This is a genomic window from Mesorhizobium sp. M0626 (assembly GCF_040320665.1).
Taxonomy (GTDB): Bacteria; Pseudomonadota; Alphaproteobacteria; order Rhizobiales; family Rhizobiaceae; genus Mesorhizobium.
Genome location: NZ_JAMYQD010000001.1, coordinates 375,013 through 399,243 on the forward strand (window position 1 = coordinate 375,013; position 24,231 = coordinate 399,243).

The 24,231-nt window shown below is 59.7% G+C and carries 17 protein-coding genes and 3 pseudogenes; 11 read left to right on the forward strand and 9 right to left on the reverse strand.

What is annotated here, in order from left to right:
* Positions 1-172 precede the first annotated feature (172 nt).
* Positions 173-382 carry a hypothetical protein gene (locus NKI37_RS01965; RefSeq protein WP_023669236.1) on the reverse strand — a complete coding sequence of 70 codons (210 nt, stop codon included), beginning with the start codon at positions 380-382 and terminating at the stop codon, positions 173-175.
* An 802-nt stretch (positions 383-1,184) separates the two neighbouring features.
* Between NKI37_RS01965 and NKI37_RS31915 the strand changes: the two genes are divergently transcribed.
* Positions 1,185-1,739 carry a DUF982 domain-containing protein gene (locus NKI37_RS31915; protein WP_156940630.1) on the forward strand — a complete coding sequence of 185 codons (555 nt, stop codon included), beginning with the start codon at positions 1,185-1,187 and terminating at the stop codon, positions 1,737-1,739.
* A gap of 22 nt (positions 1,740-1,761) precedes the next feature.
* On the opposite strand, the gene NKI37_RS01970 is transcribed toward NKI37_RS31915, so the two are convergent.
* Positions 1,762-2,454 (reverse strand): hypothetical protein, encoded by a 693-nt coding sequence (locus NKI37_RS01970; RefSeq protein ID WP_352788217.1) that lies wholly within the window; start codon positions 2,452-2,454, stop codon positions 1,762-1,764.
* A gap of 541 nt (positions 2,455-2,995) precedes the next feature.
* On the opposite strand from NKI37_RS01970, the gene NKI37_RS01975 reads away from it, so the two are divergent.
* Positions 2,996-3,382: a hypothetical protein gene (locus NKI37_RS01975; protein WP_023807744.1), complete on the forward strand. Its 387-nt coding sequence runs from the start codon at positions 2,996-2,998 to the stop codon at positions 3,380-3,382.
* 153 nt (positions 3,383-3,535) lie between these two features.
* Here NKI37_RS01975 and NKI37_RS01980 read toward each other — a convergent pair whose 3' ends face one another.
* Entirely contained in the window at positions 3,536-3,742 is a 207-nt protein-coding gene (locus NKI37_RS01980) for an ATP-dependent DNA ligase (RefSeq protein ID WP_023693726.1), read from the reverse strand.
* A 1,592-nt stretch (positions 3,743-5,334) separates the two neighbouring features.
* Between NKI37_RS01980 and NKI37_RS01985 the strand changes: the two genes are divergently transcribed.
* Both NKI37_RS01985 and galE read left to right on the forward strand, forming a co-directional pair.
* Positions 5,335-6,372, forward strand: a complete 1,038-nt coding sequence (locus NKI37_RS01985) for a UDP-glucuronic acid decarboxylase family protein (protein WP_023670638.1) — start codon at positions 5,335-5,337, stop codon at positions 6,370-6,372.
* Positions 6,372-7,451 (forward strand): UDP-glucose 4-epimerase GalE, encoded by a 1,080-nt coding sequence (gene galE / locus NKI37_RS01990; RefSeq protein ID WP_023670637.1) that lies wholly within the window; start codon positions 6,372-6,374, stop codon positions 7,449-7,451. The genes NKI37_RS01985 and galE overlap by 1 nt, the downstream gene beginning before the upstream one ends.
* Positions 7,452-7,515: 64 nt before the next feature.
* Here the strand turns inward: galE and NKI37_RS01995 are convergent, their stop codons facing one another.
* From NKI37_RS01995 to NKI37_RS02005, 3 genes are all read right to left on the reverse strand, one after another.
* Complete coding sequence (locus tag NKI37_RS01995) at positions 7,516-8,100, reverse strand: DUF995 domain-containing protein (protein ID WP_023807745.1); 585 nt, start codon at positions 8,098-8,100, stop codon at positions 7,516-7,518.
* A 214-nt stretch (positions 8,101-8,314) separates the two neighbouring features.
* A complete protein-coding gene (locus tag NKI37_RS02000; RefSeq protein WP_081725501.1) occupies positions 8,315-10,801 on the reverse strand; it encodes a sulfatase-like hydrolase/transferase in 2,487 nt (828 codons plus the stop codon).
* A 275-nt stretch (positions 10,802-11,076) separates the two neighbouring features.
* A complete protein-coding gene (locus tag NKI37_RS02005; protein ID WP_023746383.1) occupies positions 11,077-11,595 on the reverse strand; it encodes a hypothetical protein in 519 nt (172 codons plus the stop codon).
* A gap of 336 nt (positions 11,596-11,931) precedes the next feature.
* Between NKI37_RS02005 and NKI37_RS02010 the strand changes: the two genes are divergently transcribed.
* Both NKI37_RS02010 and NKI37_RS02015 read left to right on the forward strand, forming a co-directional pair.
* On the forward strand, positions 11,932-14,496 hold the full coding sequence (locus NKI37_RS02010) for a DUF6212 domain-containing protein (RefSeq protein ID WP_196814113.1): 2,565 nt from the start codon (positions 11,932-11,934) through the stop codon (positions 14,494-14,496).
* 153 nt (positions 14,497-14,649) lie between these two features.
* Entirely contained in the window at positions 14,650-14,937 is a 288-nt protein-coding gene (locus NKI37_RS02015) for a hypothetical protein (protein WP_023707299.1), read from the forward strand.
* Positions 14,938-14,973: 36 nt separating this feature from the next.
* Here the strand turns inward: NKI37_RS02015 and NKI37_RS02020 are convergent, their stop codons facing one another.
* Positions 14,974-15,987, reverse strand: coding sequence for a glycosyltransferase family 2 protein (locus tag NKI37_RS02020; RefSeq protein WP_023685755.1), 1,014 nt, complete (start codon positions 15,985-15,987; stop codon positions 14,974-14,976).
* A gap of 128 nt (positions 15,988-16,115) precedes the next feature.
* On the opposite strand from NKI37_RS02020, the gene NKI37_RS02025 reads away from it, so the two are divergent.
* The 3 genes from NKI37_RS02025 to NKI37_RS02035 all read left to right on the forward strand — a co-directional run bounded on the left by NKI37_RS02025 (position 16,116) and on the right by NKI37_RS02035 (position 20,610).
* Entirely contained in the window at positions 16,116-19,418 is a 3,303-nt protein-coding gene (locus NKI37_RS02025) for a DUF6212 domain-containing protein (RefSeq protein WP_155921712.1), read from the forward strand.
* 84 nt (positions 19,419-19,502) lie between these two features.
* On the forward strand, positions 19,503-20,279 hold the full coding sequence (locus NKI37_RS02030; protein ID WP_023807749.1) for an OmpA family protein: 777 nt from the start codon (positions 19,503-19,505) through the stop codon (positions 20,277-20,279).
* 40 nt (positions 20,280-20,319) lie between these two features.
* Positions 20,320-20,610, forward strand: a complete 291-nt coding sequence (locus NKI37_RS02035; protein WP_023807750.1) for a hypothetical protein — start codon at positions 20,320-20,322, stop codon at positions 20,608-20,610.
* A gap of 94 nt (positions 20,611-20,704) precedes the next feature.
* On the opposite strand, the pseudogene NKI37_RS02040 reads toward NKI37_RS02035, so the two are convergent.
* Positions 20,705-20,971: pseudogene (locus NKI37_RS02040) on the reverse strand (M20/M25/M40 family metallo-hydrolase); the annotation flags it as partial.
* On the opposite strand from NKI37_RS02040, the pseudogene NKI37_RS02045 reads away from it, so the two are divergent.
* Positions 20,968-21,549: pseudogene (locus NKI37_RS02045) on the forward strand (BtpA/SgcQ family protein); the annotation flags it as partial. The pseudogenes NKI37_RS02040 and NKI37_RS02045 sit on opposite strands and share 4 nt — an antisense overlap.
* Positions 21,546-21,824, forward strand: a pseudogene (locus tag NKI37_RS02050) (Zn-dependent hydrolase); the annotation flags it as partial. The pseudogenes NKI37_RS02045 and NKI37_RS02050, both read left to right, overlap by 4 nt.
* Before the next feature lie 697 nt (positions 21,825-22,521).
* Here the strand turns inward: NKI37_RS02050 and NKI37_RS02055 are convergent.
* The gene (locus NKI37_RS02055) at positions 22,522-23,706 is read right to left on the reverse strand and encodes an acyltransferase family protein (protein ID WP_352788209.1); all 1,185 of its coding nucleotides are present in this window, start codon (positions 23,704-23,706) and stop codon (positions 22,522-22,524) included.
* Positions 23,707-24,231 lie beyond the last annotated feature (525 nt).

Consider the following 24,231-nt stretch of genomic DNA (forward strand, 5'->3'; position numbering starts at 1 on the left):
TATGCGCCGCGGTTGATGCTCTCGAGCACCAGCACTCTTTTTCCGGTCAAATCGCTGGGCTACGAAGCGAGCGGCCTTCTAGCCGGGGACCTCGATCTGAGCGTAGGCGAGCAGCCCGAACCGGTTTGCGGCAATAAGGTTCCCGGACCTGTCTCACCGTCTGCCCTGGCGGCTAATCCTTTTGCGCATCCGCGACGCTATTGTCGTCGCGATGACGTTGACGAAGGCGCTCTAGCAGTTCGCGTGAAACTTGAATCGCCCTGCGCGATTGATCCATGTTCTGGCGAAATGTGGCGCGTTCCTCCATGGACTTCTGCCACTTCAGCAAGGTGGCCGTATTCGCAGTGGCCGCTTGAGCGATATCTATGGGCGTTGCAACCATCGCATCCTCCCAAAAAGGCAATGGTAAACACCATCTTTATAGGCCCGCCGAGACCCTTTCTTCAATCAAAACGACCGTACGGATTCGTACGGCAAAATGGCTATTCGTGGGGGCGCTCGACGGCGGCTTCGTCGACCTCGGCTTCCATCTCGTCGTTGACGGTCTGAGTGATTCCCCTACTGCCCGGTAGGGTCCGTTTCCTGGCAGCGCTCCCTTCGTTCTTCATGGAACAGCTTGGTGTGCTCGTCCCACTCAAGAGGCGCTGTTCCGCGCTCTTGAACGAACTTTCCAAACTGCTTGCGCAGGTCGGCAAGGTCCAAAGCCCAAAGATGCTCACTGCTACCGGGGTGCGACATCGCGTTCACCAATCCGCCCATTCTCTCGAACTAAGTTGGCTTCGCGGTTGAGCCTTCAAGATGGCAATGCGAGATAATTTGCTCGGTTGCTAATATGCCTATATCTTAAGCAGCGCGGGGGGCCTCATATCTTCCCGCAGTGGCCGGTGCGGTTAAGCCCCCACAAGCTGCCCAACTGCACCGGCCATTCCTACGGCTGGGTAGGGTGTTCGCGCTCGGCAATCTTTTCCAAGAGCTTCCGTGAGGCCTCTAGGATGCGGCGTGTCTCTTGGATGGTCGATTGTAGGGATTCCAGTTCTCTCTCCGCCCAGCGCTGGCTACGGCGGGCGCCTTCGATGAACTGGTGGTCGGATCCACTGGTCTTTCATGCGACTTAGCCTCTCTTCCAGGTGCCGCATGTTTCCGTCGTCACGGCTACATCCGAGGAATCGATCGCTTAGGTAGAAATGTGTGGTCGTCGCCACGGTTCCATACAATTTTTGGAAGCCATTCCCCTACGGCTGGGTCCCAACCCGCAGTGGCCAAATAAGGAAGCGGCGGCCTATAGAAATGCGTGCCGATTAATTGCGGAGGCCAAGGATGGAAGCTGCAGTCCGGCCGTAGCATTTGCGGCGTTCAAGGCCGCCGCTATCGACCAGCGCTTGCTGCAGACGGCCAAGACAGAGTCTGGCGCTCGGCATGGCGGACAACGTGCCATAAACCATCGTGATGATGAACCGCCGTCCCCTAGTATCAAATATGGACCGACACATGGGATCTCGCTTGGTCGCGCGACGATGGGCTCGCACCGTACCGGGGCAGGTGTGATGCGAGCCCGGCCGAGTCTTGCGGGACCTCGACCAGCAGCGAACACCCACTCGCTGCCGTTCTATCAACAAGCCCCCAAATTTCAGGTTCCGCTTATGTACAAAAAAGCCGGTGAACGGAGCTTGGCTCATCGCTGCGTAACGCTTTCCCTGAGGGGTTCCGTAGAGCCACCAAAAGCCGCCGGGGGGGTGTGACCCGGCGGCTTGAACGTTCGGCTTACGGTGTTGGCTCAGGAGCCTGTTTGGCAGCCATCTCGTCGATCTTCTCGGCAAGCACGCCGTTGGCCCATTCGGTGACCTCGGCGTCTACCGGCTTGTTGGCCATATCGGCGAGCGCGTCATCCAGCGATGGGACGGCGGCAGCAGCATCGGTAGCCGCTATATTGGCGGCATCGAGCGCCGCCTGCGCTGCATCGATCTGCTCCTGGGTCGGGACTTGGTCGGCCGGAGTATTCGGGTCGTTCAATTTGGCGTTCAACGCGTCGACTTCGGCTTGGGCGGCATCTACCGCGGCTTGGGCGCCCTTGGCGGCCGCCGACCCTGTCACATAAGCCTGAATGCCGGCGAATTTTTTGCTCTTGGAGTTCATATAGGCGTTGATGTTGCGCTGCAGCGAGTTCAGCCGGCCAAGCTTGGCGTGAATGTTCTTGTCCTTAGGCGTCGCGGCGACCTCAATGTCGTCGACGGCGACCTGGTCGTCGCCCGAGGTCTTCTTTCCGGCGTGAGCCGATGCCGACTTGCCGTGCGAAGCGCTGTTGCCGGACTTGCCGCCATTGCCGTGACCACCACCATTGCCGTGACCACCACCATTGCCGTGACCACCACCGTTTCCACCCGCGCCAGCGAAAGCAGGAGCGGTCACTAGCGCAAGCGCGGCAAGCGCTGCCAACAGCGTTTTTCGGGACGTCATGGTACCTCCTCGGCGAATAGCCACCTCGCCGATTCGTTATAGAGCGGCTTATAAGTGTTTCCTAATTCGAATGAATGAACTTTAGATAAATGCTCATTGCAATGGGCGACTAACGACCGCGAGGCTCTTTGTAACAGTGTGAAATGTAACAACTATTCGGAATCGTACAGCGTATCGGCCCTCTCGCGACTGAAGTCCTATACCGATCGGACCTTGGTCGGGCGATGCACAACCTGCGGAGTGCCTGCGCCATTTCGGAGTATGGCATCACATGACTGAACATTGCTAGACAACTCGCCGGGCGAAGACCCCAACTACCTCGAGCCCGGCGAGCCTACACCTGATCAGAGTACGCGATCAGGACCGGGGATCAGCCGGCGAAAGATGTGGATGCAATATGGGTGCCAAACATATTCGTCCCAAATTGGGACCATGCTGGGGCCGGCAAGCTGTTCCTAGGCCTCACCAGCGGCCTAGGCTTTGGCTTTGGATCGCGCTGGCCGGTTAGCGTAGATCTGCGCCCCGGCGATGCGCCGCGTGAATGCCGCTCGACTCCAACAACAGCCTCATCTTTCGTTTCGACTGTTCCGTGCGCGCCGCCGTCATGGCAGGTCCAGAACCAAGTGCCTGCGGCTGGGCCGTGCATCGTCTTCATGATGCGGCCGACCTTTTCCTGCTGGAACGCTGCGGCGAAATCGAAGGGCGCCGTCTGCCCTCCTATGATGGTCCGCGACCATGCCAGCCAAACGCGAGCACCTCGGCCGAGCACGAACTTGAACGCCTCGTCCTGTTTCTCGAACGTCTGGAGGATCGCGCTTCCGTCGAGGACCTGAAAGCCGCGTTGATAGGCGAAGCGGACGGTAGGGCGATCTGCTGCTGGCATGGCTCCGATATAGCGTTCAATCTTCCTCGCGAAATCCTGCAGTGAGGCATGACGCAGGCCATCCTCGCCGCGCAGGTGCTTCACGCGTCCAATGAGGCCCGGCTTTACCCATTGCGTCGCCGGCCGCTTCATGATGCCCTTGGGCGCCGCCTGAGTGCTCCTGGACGCGTTTCCATAGCCTCTCGCGCATTTCCCGGTTCAAGGTGACGAATGCGCTTCCGACATAACGCCGGTGCGGCGCTCAGCCATCAGAGCGAAAGCCGGCCTGCCAGCTTCACGCTCGACGCCGAGCAAATCGTATTCTTCAACCATATAGCTCTTGATCTTCAGCCAGGCGGTCGACCGGCCGCTGCGGTATTTGCTGTCGCGGCGCTTCGAGAAAAGCATGCCAACAAGACCGCGCATCTCGTCATGTGCCACGATACGGGTTTCAGCAGGGCCGTCATTTACCCGAGAGGCGACGCGGGTGCTGAGGGTCACCACGTTCGGGGATGTCTTCCCGAAAACATCACAATCGCGCTCGTAATCTTCCGGTCAAGTAAATCCGAGAATGTGTCACTGCGGGCGTGGTGGCGCTCCTGCACGACCTTAAGAATGGTGCAGTCCTTAGTGGTCAATTGGCAACGATCGAAAGTGGGCACGGCACGTTTCCAGCCGGCCTCTGAAACAATCCGGCGTCAAGCAGTTGAGCGGGCGTGGAAACCTACCCTGCGCCGGGCAAGGACACCCGGCACAGGGTTACACTCCCGCGAGCGCCGGCAACAGGACAGGGAGACGGTTGCGGCGCTCATAGCGGCCGATTCCATTCTAAATCGCCAAGACGCCGGGTCTCATATCAACCCGCCCGCCCGATCCGAACGCTACAAACGCCTCGGGCGACCCCTGATGACGAAAGCCGTTCATGGCGGGTTGTTTATCGACGTCCGCTTATCGGCACGGATAGGAACGCCCTATCGGCCGATATGAGGCGCATTCCCGCCAGGCAGCTTTTGGGGCCGCAAGCTGCCGCGATCAATAGGGATCAGCCGCGGTAAGCTCGGCAGAGCACATATCCTGGCATCTCCACGCTCGCTGCCGGCCACAGTCATCCTGAGACAGCCGTTCGACAGAAGGGACGACGACCGTTTTCGCGCGGCTTCGACTGGATCTCTGCTTCCGACATCCGCAAACCATACGCGGATCGCTTCAGAATGGACCGGGTTATTGGGGTATGCTGCATCTGCCAACGAAGGCTACGACTGCGGAGAGCGGTTGTGTGCGTCAATCCCGGGCCGACGGTGAAAGAGGTAGGCGTCCGGGGCTATCGGTCGCGATCACCCCCGCTCGTCGCGCAAGATCTCGTCGGGCAGTTGAGGGCTGAACTGGCGGGGATTTCGGCACGCTTCGGGAACCAACCGCATTGGCTTGTAAGATTTTATTGACAAGGTCGCATCTACGAATATTTTCGATATTTTCAAATGCTACACCTCTCTTAGTATAAAGTTTGCTAACGTAAGTATTAGTCTTACATCTGCCTATTTTTTGCAGAGGTGAGAGTGTCTTGATGATCAACTTTCCGGCGATCGCCCCTCGAAAGATCAGAAAAATGGTCTTTATATTACTGTGGTACTTTCAAGTTTATAGCCCAATCCCCAGATTTATGTGGCTGCGCTGCCGCCCTGCGATTAACCACTCCCGAATGAACACGGTTAACGATTCGCTAATTTAGTTGACTATGTTTTGCACAGGTATATTTTCGAAACGTTGGGATGTGCAATTTGGGCGAGCAATGGGCGATGGTGGCATCAGGCGCGTGACCGCGGTTTCGGGGCGTATCGGATGCTGAACGGCAGCTAATAGCCGAGTAGCACCGCCCAGCAACTCAAAAAGCAATCGACAGACATCAGGAGTGGACGATTCCGCGGGAGCGGAAGGTTTGTGACGTTCTCAGGAACGTCGCCCGGCAACGCTATGGCCGGCAGTAGTGTGCGCAGAGCGTAAGGGCGAAGGGGTGGAGTATGGGTAGAACTGTCAATGTTCTGAAACTCGGGGCCGGGAACAGCCGAAGGGGCGCGAATTCCAATCAGGGTCGCGCGCTGGTTGCCGGTGGGGCAGGATTTCTGGGTTCGCATCTGTGCGAGCGTCTTTTGCGGGATGGATACGACGTTCTCGCGCTGGACAATTTCCACACCGGCAAAAGATACAATCTCAATCCCCTCGTGCGCGATCCGCGATTTACGTGCATCGAGCACGACATTGTCGACCCTCTGCCCGTGGATCTCCAGGTCGATGAAATCTACAATCTCGCCTGTCCGGCGTCCCCGCCGCATTACCAGGCGAATCCGATCCATACGTTCAAGACAAGCGTGCTTGGTTCGCTGAACCTGCTCGAACTCGCGCGGCGGAACAATGCGAAGATATTTCAGGCTTCGACGTCCGAAGTCTACGGCGACCCCCTGGTACATCCGCAGCCGGAAGGCTACTTCGGCAACGTCAACCCGCACGGTCCGCGATCCTGCTATGATGAGGGCAAGCGTTCGGCCGAGACGCTGTTCTTCGACTATTCGAGAACGTATAGCCTCGATGTCCGCGTCGCACGGATCTTCAACACCTATGGCCGCCGCATGCAACCAGACGATGGCCGCGTCGTCTCGAACTTCATCGTCCAGGCATTGCACGGTGACGACCTGACCGTCTACGGCAGCGGCCGGCAGACCCGTTCATTCTGCTACGCGGACGACCTCATCGAAGGTTTTATCCAGTTGATGAACGCACCGAGCGCACCGCAGCACCCGGTCAATCTCGGCAACCCTGCCGAATTCACCATTCTGGAACTGGCGACACAGGTGCTCGAATACACCAACTCACGTTCGAAGATCGTGCATCGGCCGCTGCCAGTCGACGATCCCAAGCAGCGTCGGCCGGACATCTCATTTGCCCGGGAAAATCTTGGCTGGGAGCCAAAGATCAGCCTGAGCCAGGGGCTCGCGCATACCACGGCGTATTTTGACGCCCTTCTCTACCCGAACCGGCGCGTCAAAGAAGCTGCGATGTAATGAGCCGCCCGGCAATCCTGGTGACGGGTGGGGCCGGTTACATCGGCAGCCACACCTGCAAGCTGTTGTCAGCTGCCGGCTACCTGCCCGTCGTTTTTGACAATCTGAGCCGTGGCAACGAGAGATCCGTTGCCTGGGGGCCGCTTGTTGTCGGCGATATCCGGGACCGGGAGGCGCTACAGCAGGCGATCAGCACCTACCAGCCGCAAGCGATCATCCACTTTGCTGCGCTGGCCTATGTGGGCGAGTCTGTTCACGAGCCCGCAGAGTATTATTCGACCAATGTGTCGGGTACCATCGCGGTGCTTGACGCGGCACGCTCGAGTTCTATCGAAAACATTATCTTTTCAAGCAGCTGCGCGACATACGGCGTTCCCGAAACACTGCCCATTCGAGAGACCTTGGCGCAAAATCCAATCAGCCCCTATGGGCGAACCAAGCTGATGGGCGAGCAGATCATCAGCGACTATGCCAGCGCCTACGGAATGAAATATGCGATCCTGCGTTATTTCAACGCCTGCGGCGCCGATCCCGACGGCGAGCTCGGTGAGTGGCACTCGCCTGAAACGCACCTGATCCCGCGCGTGCTCATGGCCGCATCAGGCACAATCGACGAGATCGAGGTTTTCGGCACAGACTACGACACGTCGGATGGCACCTGCGTGCGCGATTACATCCATGTCAGCGATCTGGCCCGCGCGCATCTGAGGGCTCTCATGCATCTGGAGGCGGGTGGCGAAAACCTGTCGGTCAATCTCGGCACCGGGCGCGGGGTTTCGATCAAGGAGATTCTCCAGGCGGTCACCCGGATGACGTCCAAATCGGTTCCGGTTGTCTTCCGGCCCGGGCGCCCGGGAGACCCGGCGGAGCTCTATGCGGACCCGATCAAAGCGCGCGAACACCTGGGCTTCGTGCCGGAACTTTCCGACATCGATACCATCGTCAGGACAGCCGCCCCGTTCTTCGGGCTGGAGGCCACCGCGTTCACAATTCCGATGCCGACAGCGAGGCGCCGCCGGTCAACTTCGCCAGGAATACCAAATGCATCGGAGGACATCACCAGCTCGCAAAGCTTGTAGTCGTCCCTGTTTGTCGTTGTCGGGGACGTGGGCTCATTGAGGTGGGTGAGCTTCTCGGCGAGCCTCAACTTTTGGAATCGATCGAGGTACGGATCTTGTCGAACTGCGCGCCCTTTGTATCGCCTTCCTCGAACTTTCGTTGCTCGTCGGAAGGGTCTCCCGGAGAGTGCCGGAAACTGTACCAGACACCGTCCGGATCCTTGCGCTGTTCGAGGGTCCCACTCCGGAAGCGGTGGCTGAAACACGTGCGGATCGGCGCTGCGGCGTAGGTCTTGGACCGCCAGACGAGATCCATGCACATCTTGCCATCGTTGCTCAGATGCCATCTGCCTTCGCCGACAGAAGCCGTGTCTTGCTCGGAGGTCCAGGCCCGGACCGGTCGATCCTTCTGTCCGAAATAGGCCGCTCCGTTATCCCATATCCACGTGCGGTCAGCATAAACAAGCTGAAGTTGGAAAGCCGTGGGAACGGCAACGGCATCTGCAGGGCCGCTGTCTTTGGGACCAGCTGCGTGCGCGGCTCCGCAAAGCGCCATCTGGCACCAAATGGCCAGGACGCGCGCAAACGAGATGGCAAGTCGATGTCGCCTCGCCCGGCTCGCTGACTCAAATGGCAATCCGGTCCTGTTCGTCATGCTGAGCGGTCGCATTCAATGTTCGCTTCCCAAGCGGGCGTCGACCAGCCGAGCATACCGCAAGAACGGGCCCGGTCCGTCCTGCGCTGACAAGTGGCTCCACGCTGCAACCGTCAGTGTTTCGCATGCTAGTGAGTACCCCTCGAAGATGTCAACCGGTAGGACGGTCAGTGTCTGCCGCGGCGCGCACGGGCTGCAAATCGAGGACGACGGTCTGCCACGCGGCACGCTATAGACATCCCTCGACGAACGGGCCGCTAACCCATAGCGAGCCGTTGCTGTACATGGCGGTCCCGTTGTCGTCGGTGTAGCCGTGCGATTGCTCGTCGACACGCAGTCTGGTGTTTGGCACCAACTGACCGTTCACCTTGACGCTCTTGATGAACAGATTGCGATCACCTGCCTTGCCGTCTCCGCCCCACAGGTCGTTGGTGTAGCGAAGCTCGATCGTCTTCGGGTTAGGCACGCTGCTGAGATCGATGTGGAACGGCTTGGCCAGGGTTGACGCCTGCATCAGCTCCGCCATGGCGGCTTCCGGCGTCGATGCGACGCTTTCCTTGCCCGGGACGTCGATCTCGGCTGTGGTCTTTCCGTCGACCACGACATCGAACCGAGGCGCGCCCCGGAGATTAATGCCGGCAGCGTCGACCTCCAGACTGGTGATGGCGCAACGTCCTGTCTCTTTCGCCGCGGCGGCCACCAGGTCGGCCACGCGCTCTCTCTGCGATTGCACCCATCCGGCGATGGGCTGCAGCAGCGCGTTTCGATCCCCGGTATCAGTGAAGAGGTTGGTTCGCTCATCGGAATCGGCCTTGAGGTCGTATTCCTCCACCTTGCCGGTGGTCGCGTTGAAGATGACCTTTCGATCGTTTTCGCGATAGCCGAACAGGAAACCGGCCCAGGGATTGAAGAAGAAGGTCTTGTTTGGCCGTTGCTCGCTGAACAAAGTGCGCCCCTGCCACTGCTTGGGCAGCGCAAGTCCGAGTATGTCGAAGATCGTCGGGGCGATATCGACGATGCCGCCGACCGGGTGAGCAACTTCATCATGAAAGAGATGCTTGTTGATCATGATGAGCGGGATGTGGATGTTTTCCTCGTAGATGGCGCTGGCATGAATGTAGTCGCCATGCTCCCCGAACGCTTCGCCGTGATCGCCCAATATGACCACCAGCGTCGAATCGAGCTTGCCAGACTGCTTGAGCGATTCAAGGATCTCGCCAAGGGCCGTATCGCCGACCTTCAGGGCGTTGAGATAGGCATTGAATTTCTGGTCGTCCGAGTAGTGGACCAGCGTGTTGCCATCGGAGGAAGGCGCCATCTTCGAAAACATCGGGCTGTCGGTGATGTAGGGATAATGGGTCATCGCCGTGAACATGATGCCGAAGAAAGGTTTTGCCTCGTCCTTGTTCATCCAGTCGATGATCGACTGCGCCGTGCAAAGGTCACTGTTGTAGTCCATGTTTTTCCACTGCTCGGAGCTGAGCTTGAAGGTCGGGGTGCCGCATTTCTGCCCCCGGTAGTCCTGGATCACATCCAGTCCCTTGTTGAGGAAAAACTCATCGACCCGTTGGAATCGGGAATCCGCGCTCCAGAAAAACCCTGTGCGGAAATTGTTCTTGGACAAGGTGTTGGAGATCGAGTCCAGCGGCAGATAGGGGTACCTTGCCGTCATGCCGTAATATGAAATGTCGTTGTACATCGAGGTGAGCAGAGAAAATATCGAGTAATGCGTGGACGGTGCGTGCGCATATATGTTGTCGAATCGTATCGAGTCCTTTGCATACCTCTTCATATTCGGCGTGACCGGATACTTGCCGCCAAACGTCTCGATGTATTTGGATGGCACCGACTCCATCATGAAAATCAGCACGTTCTTGATCGGGTTCGGCGTCGGCGCCTTGAAGGTCGACGTTTCCGGCGGTCGCTCGCCGACGCTGGCGACATCCGGGTCATTGGTGCTGGCATTCATCGTCAGCACGACCGGCGTTGGATTGAGCAGGGCCGATTTAACAAAATACAGGATCGGATTGTCGATCTCGGCCGCCGGCAGCGCTTCCGCACGTACGTGGTGTCCACTACCGGCGATGGCAGCGCCGACACACACAACGAGCACGCCCAGGAAGGCCCCGTAGCCAGCGGCGCTCAGCCGCTGGCACAAACTGGCCGCGGCATAGCCAAGAATGAGCACCAGGATGACGGACCCGGAAAGGGTAGCGAAGTCCTTGATGTTGAGCGCGTCGCCCATCGCGTTCCTGGCATCGGCATTCTGCAGGAAGTCGCCATAGACCAGCCACTGGAACGTGAACGGTTCGCCCAGCATTTTGACGAGATTGATGTTGGCAAATCCCCAGCCCAGAGAGACCACGATAGCAACATAGAAGAGCAAGACGACGATTGCTGAGCCGAGACGGCTCGCCTTTGCCAGGAACAGCAGGACCAAAGTCGTCACAGTCAGGGACGTAACGACAATCAGGTCATAGTAGCTCGATGCCAATCCCTTGGGGACGGCCGCCAAAAGGCCTGATACCGTGGTTTGCGGATCAATGATTGCGCCGCGGTAGACACCCAAAAGCAGCCACGACAACAGGCCCGTGCAGATGACCCGCAGGCTCCTGCTCCGGAAGCGCACATTCTTCGCCGAAGCGGTCCCCGCCGTCGACTGCGTAAGGCCGCTCTCAGGTCGGCTCGCCGACCCCCTACTGCCGCCGATGCTCATACAAACTACCCGCCGCCAGTTTGCGCTTCGGCCCCAAATAATGGCCGACAGCCTTCAAACCCCCACCCGCAGAATCGGCTTGCGCTAAAAAAGAGTCAATGAAATGGAGCTTGCGTTAACCACGCCTCTTGAGAACTGGTTAATCCACGCGATAATCGGCGAGGCGTTGTTCCCAGGTGAGCTGTTCCATCAACTGGGCACCCGCCATATGAATTGACGAACGGCGGGTGCCGTCGACCACCCGCCGTCATGACGTTTCAGTACTGCGCAGGCAATCAGCCGCCGCGCAGACGCGTTGGGCTCAGGCTCGCGACGGTCATGCCCTGCTGTTGGGAAGGACACGTCGGCAGAAAGCGGCTCGCATCCGCGTATGTCATGGTCGCGATGGAGCTCTTTAGCCCCCCACGCTTGGCGATCCAGCCGCGAACCCAGCCAGGGTAGTTTTTCATCATGAAATTCGCGGCCACCTGATTGCCGCGCGCAGAAACGCCATACGGCAGGTGAAAGCCGAACGACGCGCTCTGCGTAATGCACACCTTGCTCTTGGGCATCGACAGATAAAGCGTGCAGGCCGAGTCGCACGAACCGTTGAACCGCACAAAAGTGCCACTGCGACGCATTTTTAGCGCACGAATGGCATAGTCGATCACATAGCCGCCGCGATCGCCACTGATGGTCTTGACGTTGGCCGTACCAAGGCTGATGCGCGGACGCAGCAATTCTCCTGCGGAGCTTGCCGAGACCAGTGCGCCGATCAAACCGAGCGCACCGAGAAACTTCATTGTCGTTTTCATTTGCGCCTCCTGCTATTCCGTCAATGACTAGCTGGGAGGCGTAAAAATTGAATATTCTGTGTCGCTAAATTTGAATCAGTCGATCGATTATGCAGTCGTTTTAGAACCTGATTGACGATTTGGTTTACCAATGACGCACAAGCATGATCACTGAAAAGTAAACCTGTCGCAGGCATCATTGCAGATGACTGTGCTGCGTAGCGCAATCGGCGGATTTGGATCAGAGGAAGTCGGATGGCCGTTGGTGGCAAGGAGCAGAGGAGGTCAAAGGAAGGCAAGCCTCGCCGGGTCTGCGTCGTGACGAATGCAATCGACCATGGCGGCGAAGATGGCGCCATGGTCGAGTTGGCCAGGCTTTTTGCCGAAGAGGGGGACGACGTCACCCTGCTATGGGTTCCAGGCAGGGATGCTCCAACGGAGGAGGCCGCGCGCCACCGCGAGCTGGAGGCGGCATCGGTGCGGCTGGTGATTCTCGACAAGTCCGATCAGCTGCTTCCTTCGCTGACGACACCCGAGAGCCGGTCCGCCGCTGTGCTGCATTATCTCGAACGGTCCGGCCACGATTTGGTCTACGCGCCCCTTGAGGGCGGGCTGCTTTACTACACGCTGCTGGCTGTCGAGACTGCGGCTTTTGCCGCGCCGCCGATCGTGGTCGTCGCTCACGCTCCGGAAGAATGGGAACATGAAGCCGACAAGGCGTTCTTCGACAGCACCGAGGTGATTGCCGTCGCCTTTATGGAGAAATACTGCGCCGAGATGGCGAACCGGACGATCTGTGTGTCCGCAGCCTTGCGACACTGGATGTTGTCGAAGGGTTGGAAGGTGAAGAAGGCGATCGTGACGCCGATGTTGCCGTTGCAGGATCGTCTCGCTCCAGCCGGTGCGCGATCGTCGACGGGCGGAGAACTTGCCGTCTTGGCCGGATGGCGCTTCCGCGATGGCCTGACGCTGCTTTGCGACGCGCTCGACATCATAGCGCCAATGGCGCCAAAAGGGCTGACGGTCACCGCATTCGGTCCATTTGGAAAGATCATGGGCGAGCACAGCGGTGGACTGCTGCTGAGACGCGCCGAGCGGTGGCCGTTCAAGGTCAACCTGTTGGCGCACGCAAGCCCCGCCGCAAAGCTCGACTACGTCGCGCGGGCCGGCGCGATTGCCGTCATCCCCGCCCGCGCCGCATCGACGGGCGGCACCGTTGCCGCATGCATCGAGGCGGGATTGCCTTTCGTTGCGACCAATGTGGACGCGAACGCCGAGCGCTGGTGTGCGCAGGCGAGGCAGCCGCGGCTGGTCGATCCTGATGCCGCCACGTTGGCGCAGGCCATTTCGGCGGCGCTCGATGACCCGCCTCGCCCACTGCCTGTCGACAGCCTGAGCCAATGTCGGCAGTCCTGGCTGGATACGCGCAACTTGCCGACGCCAACTAGGCGCTGGCGCGTCGACAAAAGTGCCGGGTCGTCACCCTTGGTCTCTATTGTCATGGCCCATCGCAACCGGCCGCTCTATCTGGAACAGGCAATCGCTGCGATCGAAGCGCAAACCTATGATCACCTGGAACTGGTTCTGGTCGACGACGGAAGCGACCTGGATGAAGTCAGGCGATTGCTGGATACGCTGGAACCTACCTTCCGTCAGCGCGGGTGGAAGATTCTGCGCCGACCGCACAAGCACCTCGGTGCGGCGCGAAATGCCGGCATCCGCGCTTCGCATGGCGAGCTGATCCTGTTCGTCGACGACGACAACGCGCTGTTTGCGGAGGCCGTCGATCATTTCGTGCGTGCGATGGCTACATCGGATGCCGACATCTGCACTGCGTTCCAACTGATCTTCTACGAGGATTTCGTGCCCGAACATCGCGCCGACGGGCTGATCCAGTACCTGCCTCTGGGTGGTCCCGACGCGCTCGGCCTGATCCATAACGTCTACGGTGACGCGAATGCGATTATGCGCCGGTCTGTCTTCTCGCGGATCGGGTTCTTGATCGAAAAGCCGGGCTACGCCATGCACGACTGGGAATTCTTTGCCCGAGCCTCTCTCGCCGGTCTCAAGATCAGGACGATTCCAAAGCCGCTATACTGGTATCGCTCGAAACCGGATGGCATGTTTCGGACGTCGAACTGGTACGACAACCGGCTTCCCATCCTGGAGGCGTTCAGGTCGAGCCTGCCCGATGGCGCCCGCCTGCTGCATCATTTGGCCATTGCCCAGAACGCGCACCGGTCTGAAATTGAAAGTGCCCGTGAAAACCTGAAATATACCCCCGGCAATCGGAAATATCTGGAGCTTTGCGGCATCGAGCCGAACAGCGATGCGGCCATAGAGAAGCTTGCCAGCATTGCTGGGTCGATCGGCCGCCCCGATACGGCTGCCACTTTGCTTGGGCGCCCCGCCACAGACCACAATGCCGCCGACCGTCCTGATGTCGGCGGCGGTTCTATCATTCTCGACTACGACATGCTGCGGAGTGCGCGGTTGCTTACACCCCGCGTCTCGGCTCTCCCGCTGCTGCTTGTCGCACCGGACGACGGCGGGGTGTTCTTGCGTCCGCATGCGGACGGCCCGGTCGCTGCATCGCTTGATCATCATTTTCCAGCCTTCTTCCGGAAGGTTGAAGCATCCGTCGAAATCGCTCATGCCGATGCGCCGGCGATGGATTTTGCTCTCGCCCTTGCTCGACCCGACCAGCCCATAGATTGGCAACAGGACATCGGCAAGCAAACGATCGCCTTCTCAGGCTGGATGAGCATCGAAGACAGATTTGTGCGTCATCACTTGGTGGCAACGCTTCGCACACGAAGGAAGATGCTGCTTTCAATCGTTCTCGCCGTTCGTTTCACCGCAACGTCCAACGGTTTTCCCACGAATGCGTTCTTCCGCACGCTGACACTGTTCAGCGACTAAACGTCGATCCAACCAGACCAGGGAGATCCGAGCGCAAGCCAGGCCCGTTCATCGGTCGTGCGCGTTAACCACGTTGGTGGAACCTTCCAAGAATGGTTGACAAAACGTTAACAGACGCTAATGTTTCAGTGGGTTGAGTAGGTGGGGTGCGTTATGCGTAGGATTCATTCTCTACTGTTGGGTGGACTTAGTCTGCTGGGGTTGAGCGTCGCTTTTTCTGACGCGGCGCAGGCGAAGACCGAAGTTGGCGTCAAGGAAGCCGAGCTTGCCTGCGAGCAGGCCCTTAAAACCGGCACCATCGAGGCACTTGAGGATTATCTGCACCGGTACCCGAACGCTCCGACAGCCTGCAAGGCGCTTGCTCTCAACAGTTTGGGCCAGTTTGCGGGCGGTGAAGAGGGCAAAGGCCACGGTGAAGGTGGCGGCCGCTACGGCGGATAAGCATCAGCCGGATTTTCCCTCAGTAGTTCGAGCAAATCAGGTGGCGTAGTCGCTGCGCTGGTGTTGCATGGCCAGGGTCGAAACGAAACCGGCGAAGGGCTCCGAGGTCGTCATCCAGCCGAGTTCGACGAGTTGCGCGCCGTCACCCCGATAGCAGACGGAGCTTTGGTTCCGAAGCGCGAGTTTCGGATTGCGCTCCAAGGCCTCCATGTAGGCAGCGCGCTCCTCAAGCGTCTTTTCCTTGAGCTGCGCATTTTCACTCAGAGACGACGCTGATTTCTGGCGGAATCCCCAGACGAATTTGAAGTGCAGCAATGCGACGCGCAGTTCGCTGAATCGGACCTTGCTGATCGTGTGCTGTGCGACGTGATAACGCGTGCCGCGCCCCCATTTCACGATCGGCACCTTTGTCAGGCACGGGGGAAAAGTTTGCTTGAACCGGCCGTGCCAGAAGACCCGTTCCCTCACGCCACCGAACATCTGCTCGGGTGGGTACATACCGTCGCGCGGGCGCAGCCATCCCGGCTCCGGGTCGAAGTAGGGTGAAGCTTCAACAAGCGGGATCTTGCCATCATAGCTGTATTCGGCCAACGGGCCATCGGCGTACATGTCGATCATGGAGCCTATGACAGCGTCGACGCCGGTCGAATCGAGGTAGCTGCAAAGCTGCTGGAGATTTGCCCGCTCAAAATCGGGATAGACGAGAAGTTCGTCGGCGTCGATCGAAAGGCACCAATGGCCGGTGCCGAACACATTCATGAGCGTGTTGATCCATCGCGGCGGATCGATGTTTTCAGCGAAATGCGATCCTTCCGTGTGGAAGCAGTGGCTGTCCGGCTGCTCCAGGATCAATTCGCGGGTCCCATCCGTGGAGCCATTGTCCAGGAAGAAGAACCGATCGACGCCCAGGCCGCGGTAGTGGTCGAGAAGTTGCCGCAGCAATTGGGCTTCGTTGCGCAGTCCGACAAAGCACAAGATCTCGCCATCGGTCACGTCAATGCGCCGGTCGTCCAGTCGCGCGAGATGTTTTGGGGATCGAAGTTCAACCATCCGAGGTCATCAACCAGTTTACGCGAAAGGCAGGTACGCTGCTGAGAGTCCCGCGAAACGATTATCAAAGTGTTATCCAACTGTTGGCAAGACTGTTTCGAACGAAGCGGGCTGACAAGGGGGGGTCATTGAGCATTGGTTCCAAGGCAGGCGCCATGCCCACGGGCAAGCGACAGGCAAGCCATAAGCCTCGCAATGTGTGTGTCGTTTCGGAGGTTGAGTTCGGCTCGACGGCGACTGGCGATCACGGGTCGGTAACCTACGCGCTGGCGCAGCATCTGGCCGGAACCGGCGATACCGTGACGCTGCTTTGGGCGCCGAGCCCGCTCGGCAGCCAGCCCGATGATCAGGAAATAGTCAGGCTGGGCAAATGGTGCTTCGACAATTTCCTGGTGCGGCTCGAATTGTTGCCGCCCTCGCCCGAGTTGCTGCGCGGCACGGAGTCCTGCGACAAGAACTCATTGGCCGCCTACCACTACCTCAAGCAGAATGCATTCGACGTCGTCTATTTTGCGCTTGAAGGCGGACTGGCGCATTTCTCCACCCTTGCGAAGCGCACAGGTGTCTTTCCCGATCCTCCTACGATCATCGTGCTCGCACATGAGCCCCTTGTGTGGAAGCTGGAAGCCAATTCACGGGCGGTCGAACGCAAGGAGCAGATGACCGTCGCGCACATGGAAAAGAGGTCGGCCGAGACGTGCGACCATCTTGTCATCGCTGGCCAGTCGCTGCTCGACTGGATGGCCAAGGCGGGATGGAAGTTGCCCACCAGCCATCACATTGCTGCGCCCCTCGAGCCGGAGGAGTGGCGTTCCAACTTCGCTGTCGATCACTACAGGCCGCGGGATCGGCCAACCGCCGAAGTGATTCATTTTTCAGGCACAGAGGCGCGCGATGGGCTGACGCTGTTCTGCGATGCGCTCGATCGTCTGGCCGACAGCGGCGTCACCGATCTGACAGTGACGGTAGTCGGCGCGTTTGGTCATGTCCTGGGCGAGCATTCGGGTGGCATGATCGTTCGGCGTGCGCGGCAATGGCCGTTCAAATTGAAGCTCCTGCCCATTCGAGATGAGCCTGACATCTATAGATACCTGCGGCAGAGTCATGCTCTGGTGGCGATGACGCACTCAGCGGCTCAGCTGCCGCTGGAAGTGATGACGTGCCTTAACGAAGAGATCCCGTTCATTGCGACAGATGTCGGCAGCATTCGTGACGTGCTCCATCCGAAGTCGGCCGATGCCGTCCTGATGGATGCGTCGGCCTCCGCCATCGCGGCCAAAATAGCGTCTGTGCTGGAAAGCCGATCGTTTCGTCCGGCAAAGCCCCTGCAAAAGCGGGAAGCGCTCGAGAAAGCCTGGAGCGGGCTGCACGCGAAATTCTCCCGCGAACCCGGCAAGGTCTCCAGTCGCAGGCGGAGCCAACGGCCGCTCGTTTCGATCATCACTGCGCACTACAACCGGGTGCACCTGTTGCCGCAGGCGATTGCCTCGGTTCGACGCCAGGACTATCCCAACATCGAATTGATTGTCGTCGATGACGGCAGCACCGATCCCGATGCAATCAACCTGTTGGCGGAACTCGAACCGGAGTTCGAGCAGCGAGGATGGCGGATCATCCAGCAGAAGAACGGCTTCCTCGGCAAGGCGCGCAACACCGGTATCCGCGCCGCCAGGGGTTCGCTGATCCTGTTCCTGGACGACGACAACGTGCTGTTCCCAAACGCCGTCAGTACGTTCGTCGCCGGCATGCAAAATTCCGGCGCCGATATCTGCACGACCTTCGCCAAGTGGCTCAACGAGCCCTTCGTGCCGCCGGACACCAGGAGCGGCTATGTGCTCTACTTCCCGGTCGGCGGGCCGACGGACATCGCCATGCTCAACAATCCGTATGGCGATGCCAATGCGATGTTCCGGCGTGAGGTGTTCGACAAGATAGGTTACCTCAACGAAGAGCGGGGGTTTTCCGCAAGCGACTGGGAGTTTTTCCTTCGCGCGGATCTGGCAGGCCTGGAGATCGTCCCCGTCCCGGAGCCGCTCTATTGGTACCGGTCGGCACCGACGGGCATGAACCGAAATGCCGAGTGGCTGAGGAATCGCAAGCCGATCATCGCTGTCTTTCGAAAGCATCGATTCGCGAAAACAGAAATGTTCGTGCAACTCGCCATCAGCTCGAACACCGATAATCATGAGAAGGAGCTCAACCTCTGGAATCTGGAGCTGCGGGTTAACGACGAGCGGTATCTCAGGTTGAGTACAGGTCCCGCCAATACCGCGGACGCCATGCAGTTGCTGGCCGAGATCGCGGCACGCGAAGGCAGGGCGGATACCGCAATTTCGCTTCTCGCCCGTGCAGGACGAAGCGACTTTGCTGTGGGTGTGGTTGAAATACTCAACGCGGCGACCGGAGAGACGGTGCCCGAGTTGAATTCCTCGCTGTACAGCGAGCAGTATCTTTCCGCCGAGCCCATGCGCCTAGCTCATGTCGGTTCGTATCCGGATGCCGATCCGGACCTGCTGAGCTATGTCGAACTGTCTCCAGACCAGTTGTTCCTCGAAGCCAGGGGCAGCAATGTCACCATGGCTTTGCTGAAGGGAGTCTGCCCGCCGGGCACCGTAGGCGCGACGTGTTGGGTTTACCTCGACGAGGAACTGACGGGCTCTGCGCAGTTTCAGCTCGCGATCGTAGACGCAGAAAACCAGACCTTCAGCAATTTCGCCCGGCTGCTTGAGGATGGCAGCGGGAGCGGTTGGGCTGATGTCAGCCGACGGCACGAAGCGCGTGAGATAGGGGCGATGGTCAGTTCGCCGGCTACCGGCCGACGCGATTTGTTGTTGGCAGTCAAATGCGGCGGCAGCCGCCCGGAGGCGCGCGTCCTCGGCGGCTTTTCAAGCGTCCATATCCGCCATGTCGTTTCGAACGATGCCAGGCGCCCGCGCCTCAACGCACCCCAACAGCGCCAACGCACCCGCCGAATGACCAATGATGACCTGAAGCGTGCGGCGCTTGTGACGGATTATCCCTCCGAGCTGCCGACGCTGCTCATCGCCGGCGACAATGGCGGTATATTCCTGCGGCCGAATACGCACGGTCCGGTTGTTGCCGCCCTCAATTCGGCCTTCCCGGCCTTTGCCAGAAGTGTCATCGCGACAGTGGAGATCGCCCACGATGAAGCATCCCCATTCGAGTTCGCCATGGCGCTCGGCAGGCAGGAAGAAAAACTCGTGTGGAAACACGATGCACCTGTCGGCGCGCTGTCATTCTCGGGATGGACGCGCGTCTCGAGACCGTTCGAACTGCATGACCTGAAAGTTTCGACCCGGGAGGTCGATCGCAAGTGGCTGACGATCTATCTGGCAATCCGGCTGCCATTCGGCTCGAAGCCGATGCCGTCCAATGCTTTCTGGCGCAAGCTGTTGCTGGTGTGGGACTGAGGGGCGCGGGTTGTCGGGACGCGTCGCGCATTGTCGACTTTTAAGTGCGGTAGTAGATTAAGTCCGCGTGGAGGCGCCAAGACAATGAAGAAATCACTCGGCCTTGTTCTGGCATTTATTGTCATTACCGGATGCGCAATGTCTTTCGGCGCGGCCGCCCAGGAACGCGACGTGGGGTCTAAATGCACGCAGTGGAATGCACATCGCGTCCTCTTCAAAAAAGGTGAAGGCAAGATATCCGAGGAATCCGCGAAGGCCCTGGCGGCTTTCGTCAAGGATGCTGGGCATGATTGCGGCTACCGGCTCTACGCAACGGCGAGCAAGGAAGGCAACTACAACAAAGCCTACGACATCGCTGGTCTCAGGCTCGATGCAACCGGCGATTTTCTCAAGGCGCAAGGCGTCAAGCCCGAAATGGTGCTGGTGCTTTCGCATTGGGTTGACGACGGCGCCGCCGACACCAATACGGCGCGGAGCGCGATACTGTACACGCTGCCAAAGCAAGGCATATCTTGCCGGCAATATGAGAAGCGCAGCCCTGTGCAGGTCGACCTGTTTTTCTATAGCCAGTCCTATGTGATTTCACCGCGGGTCAAGGCCGACCTCGAGAAGTTCGCCGCCAGCATCCGAGACTCACGTTGCAATGTCGAACTGACGGCTCTCGCGGCCATGGAACTCACCGGCGCCGACGCTGCAAAGACAAACAAGGAACTGGCCAAGCAGCGCCTGAAGGCGGTCGAGGATATCTTGACCGCAGCCGGGATCGACAGCGATCGTCTGGTAGACACGAATGTCGAGTACGTTGGCGACCAGAAGCCGAACGGCGTTCGCAGTCGTCTGGCGACCGCGTCCCTGATGTAACAGCTTGCCAGATTGGCTGACCCGCGACGGACCCGCAACGATGTGGGGCTACGGCGCACCACACCTGACGCTGGACGGCTGGAAGGCACACCTCGACCAGTTACTCGCGATCGGCACGGGCAAGGTCCATGGCGGGCGTGGGGATTCCCTGCCGGTGGCCGAGGCGGCCCAGCAGATCGCTATGTCGACAAGCCGACGAGATCGTCACCGCCTTATCAACCACGGCGTCAATGACGGCCTAGGGATCTGGTGGGCTTTTCTGCTGGGGCAGGTGTTGAATGTGGGCCGATCATACGTCCGCGATCAATCCGCCGCAGCTCGGCGGCCTTGACCACCCGTTGCAGCCCGCCGACGTCACGAAATGACGGACGGGCACCTCCACAGGTTGCCTCTTCACGCCAGCACGCCTGTGCCACCGTCGCTGCCTAAGAGGCGGCGACGGTGGCCGCTTGAAGCAGAACCCGCGCGCCGGTAACCGCGTAGGCAGGCTCCACATATTCCGCCTCGTTGTGGCTCAGCCCGTCACGGCACGGCACAAAGATCATCACGGCAGGCGCCACCCGGGCGAGGAACAGCGCGTCATGGAATGCACCCGAGATCATCTGTTTGTGCGGCAGCTGTAGGGTATTGGCGGCCTCCTCGACGGTTTTGACCATATCGGGAGAGAATGCCGCCCCCGGCATGTCGAACTTCAGCCTACATGTCTGTCGTCTCAGACCGGATCCGCAGAGAACTCGGCCGGCCGATCGGCATCAATGTGCTTGCCAATGCCTCCATTCCCGCGCTTTCGATCGCCAGTGCCTCCGGTGCTTCCTTCGTGCGCGTCAATCAATGGGCCAACGCCTATGTCGCCAATGAGGGCCTTATCGAAGGCGAAGCGGCGCGCGCCATGCGTTTCCGCGCTAGGCTTCGGGCCAATGGCATCCGCATCTTCGCCGACGCGCATGTCAAGCATGGCGCCCACGCGATCGTCGGCGACCGGCCGATCGAGGAGCAGGTCAAGGACCTCGTGTTCTTCGATGCCGACGCGGTGATCGCCACCGGCCAGCGCACTGGCCACGCCGCCGACCTCAGCTACATCAGGATGATCAAGGACGCCGCCGGACTGCCGACGCTTGTCGGCAGCGGGGTGACACCCGACAACGCCAACGATATCTTGGACATCGTCGACGGCGTCATTGTCCCCAGCTCGCTGAAATATGATGGAGTGTGGTGGAATCAGGTCGATCCGCAACGGGTGAAGGCCTTCATCCGCGGCCTCAAGCGGTGACTTTAGTGCCGGAGATCGACGGCGAGCGGCTGCTGGGCCGGCTCGATGCCTTCGCCCGGATCGGCGCGACGCCAGCCGGTGGCGTAAACCGACAGGCGTTCAGCATCGAGGATCGCGGCGCCCGGCGCCTGTTGGCGGAATTGGCGCTCGCGCGCGGCTTCGCGGTTTTCCAGGACGCCATGGCAAACCTTTTCATCCGCCGCGAGGGCACGGATGCCACCCTGCCGCCGCTGCTGATCGGCAGCCACCTCGACAGCCAGCCGACCGGCGGGCGCGAGGCAATGGCGAAGCTGATCCAAACGGCAGACGCGAGGCGCATCGCTTTCGTCGAATGTGCCCGCACTCGTGCACCAACGCGAAAGTTGCATGTGGCAGGGGCGCTCAACTCTCGGCAATAAGACGGCCCGCCGCTCTCGGCCCAGACGCGGCGGGCTTTTGCTTTGCAGATGCACCCGATCGAGGGCTGGCGCAATCCATTGATCCGAAGACTACAGCAGGATGTGGGCCTTGTGCCCGATCAGACCAGCCAAGATGATTATCACCGCCAAAACCACTGCCCATGAACAGGTTGCGGGCGACAAGCGCCTTTTCTCCCCGCGTACCGCTTGATCTCGCCAGCGCTTAGCCTAGTCAGCCCCTATGTTCATCTTGATCATCGGTTCGGTTGCCTTATCCACCACAGCAGGAAATCGCCGCGACATGCGCCAGCGCAGGGGAAGGGTTTGCCTGCCCGTTCCGGCTGAGTCGGCGCACCGTCTTAAGCTGAACTTCGGAAAAATTCGTCAAAGCGACAGTTGACGACAAGCTGATCTGGCCCTGTCTCATTCTCGTGGCCTCGCGCTTGTCGCCAATTACATCTACGACAACATTATCCGGTCCCTGCTGCGGCATCGGCCTTCATCTCGCCGCACACAAGAGGGCGTGACACAGTCGTAGGTGAATTCAATCGAGGGAACTGGCTGACTTGGCGCCCTACTCCGCCGGGGTCTTCTCGAGCACCGGCGCAGTTTTCCGGCCAAAGCGCTGGACGACGAAGCGGCCCGCCTTCTGGCCGGGGACCTCGATCAGAGTGTAGGTGATCCAGGACAGCAACGTCACCGTCGGCAGCACAACGGCAACGACGATGGCGAAGCGCAGCGGCGCCGACAGTTGGTGGTCGAACTCACTGATGACGAACGCCGCGACGGGCTGCAGCACCAGCAGATGGATCAGGTAGATGCTGAAGGAAAGCTCGCCCATCAGGTGGAAGAACCGGTTGCTGAGCGTAACGGCGATCGCTCGCGCCAGCGTTCCCGCCCTTCCAGGCAGCATGCGGTAGAGAACCAGCGCAAAGAAGCCCGCCACCAGCGCTTCGCGCACCAGAAGCTTGCCCAGCCCCTGGTCGCCGCCAAAGGGCAGCGCCGCCAGCAGCAGCGCCAGTGCCAAGTACAGGATAGATCGCGGCTGGCTCTGATGCACGACTCCGGCCAGCAGCATCCCGCACAGGAATATCTGCATCTTCAGCGGCAGAAAGGACGGCATCGGAAAATGGATCGACAACAGCCGCATCGCAAACACGATGACGCAGCCGGCCGCCGCGACCACAAGGGCGCTCCTGATCCAGTCCAGCCTGCGCACCAGCAGCATGACGGCCGGGAACACGGCATAGAACTGCATCTCCAGCCCCAGGCTCCAGTCAGGCAGCGGCGTGCGATAGGCGAGGTTCGGCACCAGCCCAAACAGGAAGGTGAGATGAGCGACGATGTTTTTCAGGCTGCCGTCGAGGTAGCGTTCCGGCGCCTGGTGCGATCTGGAGAGGAAATCGTCGATGATGATCCTGCAATCGTAGAGATAGGGGCCAAGCGCCAGCGCCAGGAAAAGCATGACATAGAACAGCGGCGCAATCCTGAAATAGCGGCGCGTCCAGAATTTCAGCCAGGTTTCCGGTCTTTGCCAAGGCTCCTTTTCCTGGCGCAGCTGATAGTGGAACACCATCAGGAAGCCGGACAGCATGATGAACAGGTCGACGCCGAGATCCGGCTCGCTGACGATCGGAATTTGCCAGCCGGTCAAAAGCATGCAGTGCCCGACCAGCACCCAGATCGCCGCAAGCGCGCGAAGCCCGTCCAGGCATTCGATGCGCGACGATTTGATGATGCTGGTTTCGTAGCTAGCCATGTTGCACTGCAGCATGGCGCCTGAGGAGCGATTGTCAACCCGGTGAGAGATGACGAATTGCGGTTACGATGGCGGATGCCGAATTGTGCCGATCTCCTCGCCGGACAATAGGCTGAACGGACAGGCAGCTTTCAGGAAACCGTCAGCGCGGCCTGAACGACCGAAATGAGGCGCATTGCTGACCGGCAGCCTTGGGGCCGGGACCAGTAAGTCCGCTTGTGGCCAGTTAAGAACGACAGAGGCCGATCTCGACCCACATCAGCCATGCGGCAACATCCGGTTTCGCACAAGGCTGAGCCATGAGGGCAATGTCTTCAAAACGACGTGGTTGCATTATCTCGCTGTCCAGTAGGCCAAGCATGCTCGCATTCGAAACGCCAGTCGAATACGCTCAGCGAAGCTTTGAGCTAGGGAGGCAGGACAACCGCACATGGAGCGAAGGCTTAGCGCGATCCTTGCTGCCGACGTGGTCGGCTACAGCACGCTCATGGGCGAGGATGAGGTCGGCACGCTCGAACGACTGAA